Annotated in this window: 5 protein-coding genes; 2 read left to right on the forward strand and 3 right to left on the reverse strand. The window is 61.0% G+C overall.

Annotated elements, in window-relative coordinates; genetic code table 11:
• Position 1 precedes the first annotated feature (1 nt).
• A complete protein-coding gene (locus FJY68_06745) occupies positions 2-2,473 on the reverse strand; it encodes a DNA polymerase I (protein ID MBM3331536.1) in 2,472 nt (823 codons plus the stop codon).
• A 307-nt stretch (positions 2,474-2,780) separates the two neighbouring features.
• Between FJY68_06745 and FJY68_06750 the strand changes: the two genes are divergently transcribed.
• Complete coding sequence (locus FJY68_06750) at positions 2,781-4,007, forward strand: hypothetical protein (protein ID MBM3331537.1); 1,227 nt, start codon at positions 2,781-2,783, stop codon at positions 4,005-4,007.
• Positions 4,004-6,328 (forward strand): hypothetical protein, encoded by a 2,325-nt coding sequence (locus FJY68_06755; protein ID MBM3331538.1) that lies wholly within the window; start codon positions 4,004-4,006, stop codon positions 6,326-6,328. The genes FJY68_06750 and FJY68_06755 overlap by 4 nt, the downstream gene beginning before the upstream one ends.
• A gap of 457 nt (positions 6,329-6,785) precedes the next feature.
• On the opposite strand, the gene FJY68_06760 is transcribed toward FJY68_06755, so the two are convergent.
• Both FJY68_06760 and FJY68_06765 read right to left on the reverse strand, forming a co-directional pair.
• Positions 6,786-7,787, reverse strand: a complete 1,002-nt coding sequence (locus FJY68_06760; protein ID MBM3331539.1) for a hypothetical protein — start codon at positions 7,785-7,787, stop codon at positions 6,786-6,788.
• A gap of 71 nt (positions 7,788-7,858) precedes the next feature.
• Positions 7,859-10,351, reverse strand: a complete 2,493-nt coding sequence (locus tag FJY68_06765; protein MBM3331540.1) for a tetratricopeptide repeat protein — start codon at positions 10,349-10,351, stop codon at positions 7,859-7,861.
• Positions 10,352-10,529 lie beyond the last annotated feature (178 nt).

The raw sequence follows: 10,529 nt of genomic DNA on the forward strand, positions 1-10,529 counted from the left end.
GTCAATGCGCTTCTCCCCAACTGCACCCCACTCCGGTTTCGACGACAAGCGGCACGTCCAACTTCCAGGCATGCTCCATCTCGTACCGGATGACATCGTGTGCAGCATCCTGCTTGGCTTCGAGGACTTCAAACACTAACTCATCATGCACCTGCAGTATCATGCCGGTCCCGGACTTCGTCCCCAAGCGCTCCTCAAGACCGAGCATCGCGCTCTTGATGATGTCGGCCGCCGAGCCCTGAACCGGTGCATTCAAAGCGTACCGCTTCGTCGCCTCGGCAACGGCCCGATTTCGGTCAGATATCCCGGGCGTCGGTCTGACGCGACCAGATATGGTCTGCACGAAACCGCTCTGCTTCGCCTCCTCGATAGTCTTCTCCCGCCATTCGGCCACGCCTGAGAACCTCGCCATGTACTCATCGAGAAAGGCCCGAGCCTGCTCAATCGGAATCTCGGCCCGCGACGACAGGCCGTAGTCGCCCATTCCGTAGACAAGACCGTAGTTGACGACCTTGGCCAGCCGCCGATCCTCCGGCTTCACATCACCGATGTCCTTGTTCAGGATGGCGGCAGCAGTCCGGGCGTGGATGTCCTCTCCTCGCCTGAACGCCTCGGCAAGTTGCTCGTCACCGGAAAGGTGTGCGAGCACTCGCAGCTCGATCTGGGAGTAGTCCGCTGAGATCAGCACGCTGCCGTGTTCGGCGATGAACGCACTGCGTATCTGCTTGCCGAGCTTGGTCCGTATCGGGATGTTTTGAAGGTTCGGGTCGGATGACGAAAGCCGGCCGGTCGCGGTGCCGGTCTGGTTGAACGTGGCGTGAACGCGGTGTGTCTTCTCGCTTGCGGCAAGCCGCAACGGCTCAAGATAGGTATTGCACAGCTTGGTGAGTTCACGATACCTGAGAACCTCGCGCACGACCTCGCTCTTCGGGGCTAGCTCGTTCAGGACGTCCACGCTGGTCGAATAACCTGTCTTGGTCCGCTTCCCGTGCGCCAGCTTCAACTCCTCGAACAACACGACTCCGAACTGCTTCGGCGAGCCGATGCTGAACTCGTGCCCGGCCAACTGGTACACGTGGCGCTCTATCGCCTTCAAGTCAGTCATCAACTGCACCTCGAGCCGACTCAGTCCCGCGATGTCCACCTTGATGCCTCGCTCTTCCATCGCAGCCAGTATCGGTACCAGTGGCATCTCCAGTTCCCGGGCCACCGTGGCCAGTCCCGGGGCCAGCAACTGCGGTCCGAGCGCGCCGCATAGGGTCAGCGCATGAACCGCGCGGGCTTGGCAGGACAGCGGAGCCACGTGACTGCCGAGCACCTGCAGTGTTACTTCTTCGGGCGTGAGGCCGCGCCGATTCGGGTCAGAGAGCCACGCGGCCACGCCAACATCGAAGAGCGGTCCGGCCACGTCCAGGCCTGCCTGATGCACCGCCTTCACCTGCTCCTTCAGGTCGAACCCGACCTTGAGCAATACCGGGTCAGACAGCACGGCCCTCTGGATACCTGGGTCTTCGACCAGCGTGACGGCTTCCGCCTCGCTGCTCACCCAAAGACCCCTACCCGGCTCAAGACACATACCGAGCTTCCCTGCTCGCTTGAGTGCACCCAGGTCCAGTCTGCCCTGAACCTTGACCTCAACCTCTACCTGCGGAGCAACCTGTGCCGCCATTCCCCGGAAGTCCATCTCGGTGAAGATTGCCTGCAGTGCGGCCGCGTCCGGCGAACGAGGCGTCAGACTCTCAAGGTCCGCGGCGACGTCCACATCAGCTCTGACCTGCGCCAACTCCAGGCTCAAACGAGCGACCGCAGCGTGCTCGCGCACACGTTCATCGTGAGTCAGTGCCTCTCTCAGTGAACCCCAACGCGTCAGTATCTCCCTTGCTCGCTTGGGTCCGACTCCCGGTACTCCAGGGATGTTGTCTGAGCTGTCCCCGGCCAACGCCAGCAAGTCGGGCACGAGCCTCGGCTCCACTCCAAGTTTCTCCTTTACATCCTCAAGCTCGTATCGCTTCTCCTTCCACGGGTCGTAGACATTCAGACCACTGCCAACAAGTTGGAGCATGTCCTTATCGGATGTGGCAATCGTAACGCTCAAGTCCCGGCCCTGGAATCTCCGCGCCAGCGTTGCGAGCACATCATCGGCCTCGACCCCGTGCACCTCAAAGCCGGCAATTCCCCATGCCCGCACCATCTCCTTTACGATCGGCATCTGTGGTGTCAATTCCTCGGGCGCAGGCGGCCTCTGCATCTTGTATTCGCTGAATTTCTCGTCGCGGAACGTGCGGCCCGGAGCATCGTAGACGACAGCGCAGTAGTCAGGCTTCATCTCGTCCAGCAACTTCTTGAGCGTCTGCGCAAATCCGTAGACCGCGGATGTGTTTGACCCTTTGGAGTTGCGTAGAGGGTTCCGAACGAACGCGAAGAAACTCCGGTAGATGACCGAATGCCCGTCAATCAGCAGCAGCCGTTTCACAGAGAGGATCGATACCAGCTCGGAGTATCGCGTGGCCCAGGATGGCTACAGACACAAATCCGGTACGTGTTCGTCATTTGGCGAGTCGAGAGAAGGCAGATGGGAGTCAGACCTCTCATGGCACAGAGTATACGCCCGATACCAACTCGGTCAAACATCCTTGCCCTCGGCATCGCACTTGAGGACGGGACCAGGCCAAGGCACGGGCCAGCATGCGCATCTGGGACCACCGGCAGTTCAGTCAGGCCAACACGGCGGCTGGCCTCGCAGTAATTTGACATCCCCAGAGCTACGACTACGCTCTGACGTGCCGAGATGGACTCGCGTCGTCGCTCCAGCGGTGGTCGGCCTCGTCGTGCTCGGCGGAGCACTCTATTCTGTTCATCTCGGCAGCACGCTCCGCTTCGTCGACGAACGGGACTACTATGCCATCGCTCAGAACCTTGTACACGGACGCGGGTACTCACTCGATGGAGTGAACCCGACTGCATTCCGTCCACCTGGCTACCCTCTTTTCATGTCTCTCTTCGTAGCGCTCGGAGCCGACGTAGTCGTGCTGCGAATCCTGAACTTCTTCATGCTGGCGACAAGCATGCTTCTACTTCGCCGACTCGCGCTAACACAAGGCAACAGAATCGGTGCAGCCATAGCGCCCATGTTGTGCGCAGGGTACGTCGTCCTCTTTTACACGGCTGGAACGCTCTACCCCCAGACGTTGGCAGGACTACTGCTCCTGGCGACAACAGCCGTCCTAGCGGAAGACAGACTCGGTTGGCTACCGGCCGGCCTGATCCTCGGAATGCTGTTCGGATGGCTCGCCCTCTCAGTGATTCACTTCCTCTTCTCGTTTGCGGTCGTCGTCGTCTGGGTGTTGGTCGCCCGGACCGAATGGAAGCCGGGTACTCGCGTGGCCTCGGTTGCGGTGGCAACAGCAGTCGTGTCCCTGATGGTTGGCGTCTGGCTTGCTCGCAACGAACGCGCGCTAGGCGCGCCAGTACTCACGACCAACGGTGGCATAACGCTGCTGCACGGCAACTCGGAGAAGGCCGGGTACAACTCCGGAGCAAGCACAGACATCTCAGCCTACGCGCCCGAAGACACAGGCTTGGCCGAACTGCAGCTAGACAGATACTACCAGAGGCGGGCCATCGAGTTCATGCGGCGCAATGAAGGGCGGGCAATCCGACTTTACGCACTCAAGGTGCTCAACTGGTTCAATTACCGCAACGACCTTGCTCAGAAGTCCGAGTCATCCCGGGGCAAGGACATGCTGATGTTCGTCTCCTATGTCCCACTGCTGCTCTTATTCGCGGCACGGCTAGTACTGGCGGGCCGGTTTCGCGTCTCTCGGCTGGAAGCACTTCTTGTTGCACTCTACCTGTCCAATTCCTTCGCCTACGCCATCTGGCACACACGCATACGCTATCGGCTACCCTATGACCTGCTACTGATTGCCGTCGTCGCGCTCTTCATCGACAACTTGCTTGAGCGCAGGCAGCCGAGATCGAAATCGGTGCGCCTGCCGCAAGCATGAACTCTGGCTGCCAATCGGGTCTGCGTACGGTACGGCGGGCACGCCAGTTGCTGGCGCTCTTTGCCGTGATTCGTGGCTCTACGATAGCGCAGGTGACCGCCTATGACGTCAGACCAGTCAAGTCCTCTTTGTCAGGCTGGACACGCACGGTCCCGGGTCAGGACTACGTCTCTCAGCTCATCACCTGCAACTTCGACAGCCTGAGCCACGTTGAGCTGTTTGTGGGCGAACTGGGCTCGGACGGGGGCGGATACCACGTCGGCGCATACGAAGGCGGGATCGAACTCACGGGCGCGCAAGGAGTCCAGCACCAGCCGAGGAGCTGGGTTCGGTTCGAGAACTGGAGCGAGAGAGCGGCCTTCACCAGAGGCAGGCAGTATGAATTCCGGTTCACCCGCAGCGAAAAGGACAGCATTCACTATCACTATGACAGCGCGTGCGAGTACAACTACGGACACATGATAGCACCGCACCCGACGTTGATACCGCCCAGCTGCGACCTAGCGATGCGGGTCTACGGGCGGACGAAGACGGTGGCTAGGTCGTTCTGGGGAGGCTTCGCCAAGCTGCCGCCGTGGAACGGTTGGGACAAACCGAACCGCAGAGACTCCTGGCGCACCTACATGAGCCAGACCGGCTGGGGCACAGCGCCATTTGACTGCAACTGGGAAGAGCACCAACCAACCTCGGACGCCTGGCATTTCGAGGACACGGAAGCGCACATCTCGCTGATCCGTGCCACGGGAGCGCAGCCGGTCGGCATCCTCGTGAAGTCACCACTATGGGGCAGCTCCCGCCAGGACTCAACCTGGGTACCGGACGGTGACAGCTGGATCTGGGGGTACGGTCCGGTCGCATACGGCGCATCACGGAATCTATGGCCCGATTCCGGCGAGACCAACTACTACGCCTGCTGGATTGACTCGCTACTGAATCACGCGGACTCCGTACACACGTGGATCGTCTGGAACGAACCGAACGACACGACCAACAAGTCCGGGAGCACGGGCTGGTGGCGCAGACCCAACTACCTGCAGTACGAGAGCGGGTTCGATGGTCTCCGGGGTCTGTGCCTGCTCTACATGAGAATGTGCTACGTTGCGAATCAGCGGCTACGCCGCAATCCTGCACATGCCCACGACCGGCTTCTAGTTGGCGCGATGCACCGAGACACGTTCTGGAATGACACCAATCTCGTCTCCGGCGTTGACTGGCTGGACATGTGCTACAAGATCGCCAAGGACAGCAACTGGGGCATCTTCTGGGATGGCGTTGCCGTACATCCCTATCAGGAACAACGCCCTGAGTTCTCGCCAGAAGATCTGGAGTTCAGTGCGGAAACCCTGCGCGCGGTGATGCGCGGCCACGGAGACGATGACGGTGAACTCTGGAACTCCGAGTTCGGCTGGAACAGACGTGCGGATGGGTTTCCACGAGCATACGACGCGAACAACCTCTGCGAGGCATACGTGACCAGCCTCAGCCTCTCGGCATCGCTAGGCGCTGGCGGTGGATACGACCGGCTGTGCTGGTGGGTGCCGTACTGGCCAAGCGACAGCGGAGGTCGTAAGCCTGTCGAATGGAACTGGTTGTGGTTGCAGGACGACGCGGACCCGACGGACAGCGTGTCCTTGTTGCCGCAGTCCGGGTACTACGCTTTCAAGCAGTCCTGCGCCATCCTTGTCGGCAGGCGATTCAATAGAAGGGTGGTGACGGGCGATACGGCGGTGGACAATCATGCCCGGATCTACGAATTCGAGGACACAACGACGCTGCAGAAGCGGACCTGGGTGTGCTGGGCAGACGGCGATATGAAGCGGAGCATCCGGGCTAGACTGCCCGTTCGTACGGACCAACTGGCAGGTGAGTCACTGGCCTACTCCAGCAAGACGCCTACATTCACGCCGCGCGTTGCGGATGATGGATGGCTGTCGCTAGACCTGAACACTCGACCGATCTTCATACACGAGGTGGGATCGCCCGAGCGGCCGGACCTGAGAGTGGACAGCGTGCGATTTGTGAGCGAGAACAGGTCTGTCCGAGCCTGGGTGACAAACCACGGGACCAGGGCCACGCCGGTCAGGTCAGGACGGCTGGCCTATCCTACTTGGGCGGTGCTGAAGGCTGACGGAGACTCTGTGGGGCAGGCAGTCTGGAGCAAGTCCGCTGGAGAGAATCAGGGGGTAGATTTCGGGTTTGAACTCGGAAGGACCGAGCTACCGGACACCGTACTTCTGAGCGTTACCGTCAATCCAGAGCAGAGCTTCGTGGAACTCGAAACCGACGACAATACGGGCTACACGCTCATAGTCGAACCTTAGATTCAGGACAATTCGGCCGCACGACATGCCCGCAGCCGCGCCTAGCAGAGGTTAAGTTCCGCAGTATCAGGTTGTTATACTTGTTCTGGGATGCCGCGCGTGACGTCTGGGCAATCGCATCGGGAACCGTTCCCGGAACGGTTCCCGGGGCGGCTCGGACGGCCACTGACAAGGGCAGTTTCACGGCGACTTCCGGCGCGACTACCAGGGGTGTCTGCACGACGATGCAGACCAGGATTCCGACGACTACTCGCGGCATGACTGCCGCGATGATACGCAGGTCGAGGTGGATCAGCACTCACACGACTACTCTGCGGTTGATTCTCAGAACGGCTGTGGCGGCCAGTGACGCTGCTATTTTGAAGATCGTCTGCAGAACGATTCTCGCGGGGAATCCACCACAGGCGTCCGCAAGGGATGCGTGGGCTAACCGCTGGGTGGACCGCCCGATTCTAGGTCAACTCTCAGGTCGAAGTGGCAGTTCGAAAGCCGCCCAGACCGGTGCGTGGTCGGAACGCGGGTAACCATCCGGATGGTCGCTGTGCTGCCGTCGCTCAGCTTCAAGCAACTGGCTCTCGACCCCGGCGGCAACCTGACCTAGTGAAAGCCGCTGGCTGACAAGGATATGGTCAAACAGGTGGCGCTGTCCCCGGCCGACGTAGGAAAACGTCCGGTCCAGCGGAGCTCGCCACAGGACCTGAAACAGTCTGCGCTCCTCGCTCTGCATCAACTCACTCCCCTCCTCATCCTCAAGGCCCATGACGAGACTGAGAGCCGTTGAGTTGGGCGTGTCGTTGAAGTCCCCGAGCACTGCGTAGTGATCGGCAGTCTTCCGGTCCATCACCTCATCAAGCAGGCAACGCAAACCGGCGGACTCGGCTATCCGGATCAGATTCGAGAGGGACCGACCGAGCAGTCGTCGCCGACGGTACGACTCACTTCCCGGAATCTCCTCGGCCGCCGCCCGCCGTGACTTGAGGTGGACGGCTACGACCAGCAGCGTCTCGCCATTCGGCAACTCAAGCCGTGACCAGGGCAGCGCTCTTCTGAACGCCATCCGCATCGTCTCCCCGCAGGGGCCGGGCAGTACGACCGGAAACTCACGCCACTGTCCCCGCTCGAGAATGGGAAAACGAGAGAGAATGCCGATCTGAATCCTCCTGTTGACGGGCGGTGCGTCGCCCAGAAACCGGTACGAATACCCTCCAAGATCGTCGGCCAACTCGTCGAAACTCTCGGGCTCGCGCACTTCGTCAGTTACCGTCACGTCCGGCGCAAGCCGCATCAACACGTCAACCAGGTAGTCCTTCTTCGCACGGTATGTTCTGTCATCGGAATTGTCCGCCCGACCAAGATTGTGTACGTTGAAGGTCAAGAGCTTGAACCGGACGCGTTGACTCCCCGGTCGCGTGTCTGCTGACTGTATCTGTTCCACGGTGAGTTCTACCGACTCCCGGATGCAATGTCAAGCATGGAGATCAGTCGCAGGCATACAACCATGGTTGCAGTCTAAGCATATGGCTGCTGGTTCTACTGTAACTGAAGGTTGGGTGGCAGATCCCCGATCTGAATCGTATCCCCCCGGGCGAGCAGGACAGATCGCTCCACCAGGTACTCCAGCTCAGAGACATTCCCGGGCCAGCTGAACGTCGCGAGTCGCGACATGACTTCGGGGCAAACGCCGGCCACGTTGCGTCCGAATTCCTGACTGCTGCGGCGGACGAAATGCCGCACCAAGTCCGGGATGTCCTCCGGACGCTCTCTGAGCGACGGCAGCAGCAGCTCCACTGCGCTCAGCTCATGGTACAGCTCTTCCCGGAGCTTCTGCTGTGCAACCAGGTCCGCAAGAGGCTGACTGGTCGTCACGACTATCCTCACGTCGACTTTGACGGATACGCGCCCCCCGACTCTCTCGAAGGTCTTCTCCTGGAGCACTCGCAGTAGCTTGGCTTGTAGGGTCGGGCTCATGCAACCGATCTCTTCGAGGAAGACTGTCCCGCCGTCGCTCGTCTCCAGCTTTCCCTTGTGGGCGGCTACGCCAATCGCGGCTTCTCCATCGGTTCCAAAGCACTCAACCTCCAGCAGCTTCTCCGGCAAGGCCGCGCAGCTCATGGCGACGAACGGCCTTCCGGCCCGAACACCCGAATCGTGCAGGGCGCGGGCAATGGTCTCCTTGCCTGTGCCGCTCTCACCGCGAATCAGTACCGGCACGCATTTGTCGGCCACGGCACAGGCTGTAGCCAACACCTCCAGCATTCGCGGATTCCGACTGACCACGCCCTGATAGCGGAGCCCGGCCAGTTCCGGCCGGCCCTCGATGACGCCCACTGCCAAGTCAACCAGCCGCTGAATCGGCAACGCCAGCAGGTTGGCAACGGCATCGAGCACCAGGTGGCTGTGCTCGGTCGCCACCGGCACGGCCCGCTCAAGGTGAATGCGCCCCAGCACGCTTCCGCCGTAGCGCACCGGCCAACTCAGCACCAGGTCGGTAGCAACTATCTGCTGGCCGGCGGCGACCGCCAGGGCTTGGGCGAGATTCGGGCTGCCCAACGTCAGCAACGGGCGTCCCCGCGCTACGACCGCCGCGCTATCGAACCTCAATGCCTGGAGCAACAGACCGACTGCCCGTCCCAGCAGCACTTTGGGCTCGACTCCCGACGCCGCAAGCCCGGAGATTCCCTGGAGCAGAGCAGCGTCGCTGTCAACCTGCAACTCCTGCTCGAAAAGCAGCCGATTCACCTCATGGCCTTCGGCAACGATACCCAGATTGCGGAATGCACGAGAGGCCGCCTTCAGGTGCGCAACCGCAGTGTCACACTCGCCCTTAGTAAGCAGATACCGACCGTAGTGGAACCGCACCCGAGCCAGGTCCGAGCTTTCCTCAAGGTCATGCAGCAGCGCCATCGCCTGCTCAAAGCAGTCGCGGGCCTGGGTGTCCTCTCCGCGATCGACGTGCAACATCCCCATCACCCTCAACGCCTGGGCTTCCTCGCTGGGCAGCCCTACCTGGCGTGCGAGGGCGGTGGATCTTCCGGCCAGCTCCCGGCAGGTATCGAGCTGCCCCATGTCCAGGGCAAGCTCAGCCATACGCGAGAGCACAACCGCAGCCATGAGGCGGTCTCCAGATTCCTCTGCCAGAGCCAGGGATCCTGAGTAGGCATGGTGAGCGCTGGCATGATTCCCCTGCCGGTGGTACGCCAGGCCTAGGCTGGCTGTTGTCTGGGTGAGGATATGCGGCGGCACCTCGCTCCGTTCCACCGCCTCTATGACCATCCTGAAGATGCCGACTGCCTGGGCCGTCTTGTCGCGCTCAAGGAACAGCTCGCCGAGTGCATTCAGCGCGACCGGACGCATGTGACGTACCTCCGGGTGTTGTTCACTGAGCGCGAGCACGCGGAAGTAGGACTCGAGCGCGTCATCCATACGCCCCAACCGATGGAGCGCCTCCCCAACGTTGAATTGGTGCAGGGCTCCATTCGCAATGTCGCCCAGCTCATCATCTATCTTCAGGCATTCCTGGTAATACCCCAGGGCCTCGGCCGGTTGCCCGCGGATGGAAGCCAGATTCGCGAGTTGATTGAGTGCTGCCCCGACGCAGCCGGGGAACTCGGTACTGCGAAAAGCCTTGAGACAACGCTCGTAGCTGTCCCGGGCAAGCTCGTAATCACCCTGAACCTCGTGCGACCTTCCCACAAGGTACCGGTACTGCCCCTCGTGAGCAGGATTTCCGGACGCGCGCGCCGCCTCACCCGCTATGTCCACGCATTCCTTCCATAGGTCTGCGTCGCTCGCATCTCGGCAGATGGAGCTGAGAGCAATGGCGGCACGGACCAGATCTCTGCAGCTTCCGGCTTTGCGGGCGAGCGCCACGGCCTCGCGCGCGTACGCCTCGACCTCTTCGCGGTTCAGCTCGGAGCTCCGGTCCACGAGATCTCTAAGCGCAGCCAACCGCGCGGCATCGGTGCTTGCCTCTACCTGCCGTTGTTTGAGATCCTGAATTGAAAATAGCCTGTCCACAGCCATTTCTTTCCTGAAGGATAGAACAAGCACGGCCAATGTCAAGCGGCCGCCTCTCCCTGTTGCCTCATATATGGATCTACTCCTACGCGCCCCGTTGCCTCAGAATAGATTTCTACTCCTAGCATCGGTCTTGTCCAGCTTGGCTTGGGTCCGCCACCGCGGCCTGCTCTGTGACTTCCTT

Source organism: candidate division WOR-3 bacterium (genome assembly GCA_016867815.1).
GTDB lineage: Bacteria > Hydrothermota > Tepidihabitantia > Tepidihabitantales > Tepidihabitantaceae > UBA2258.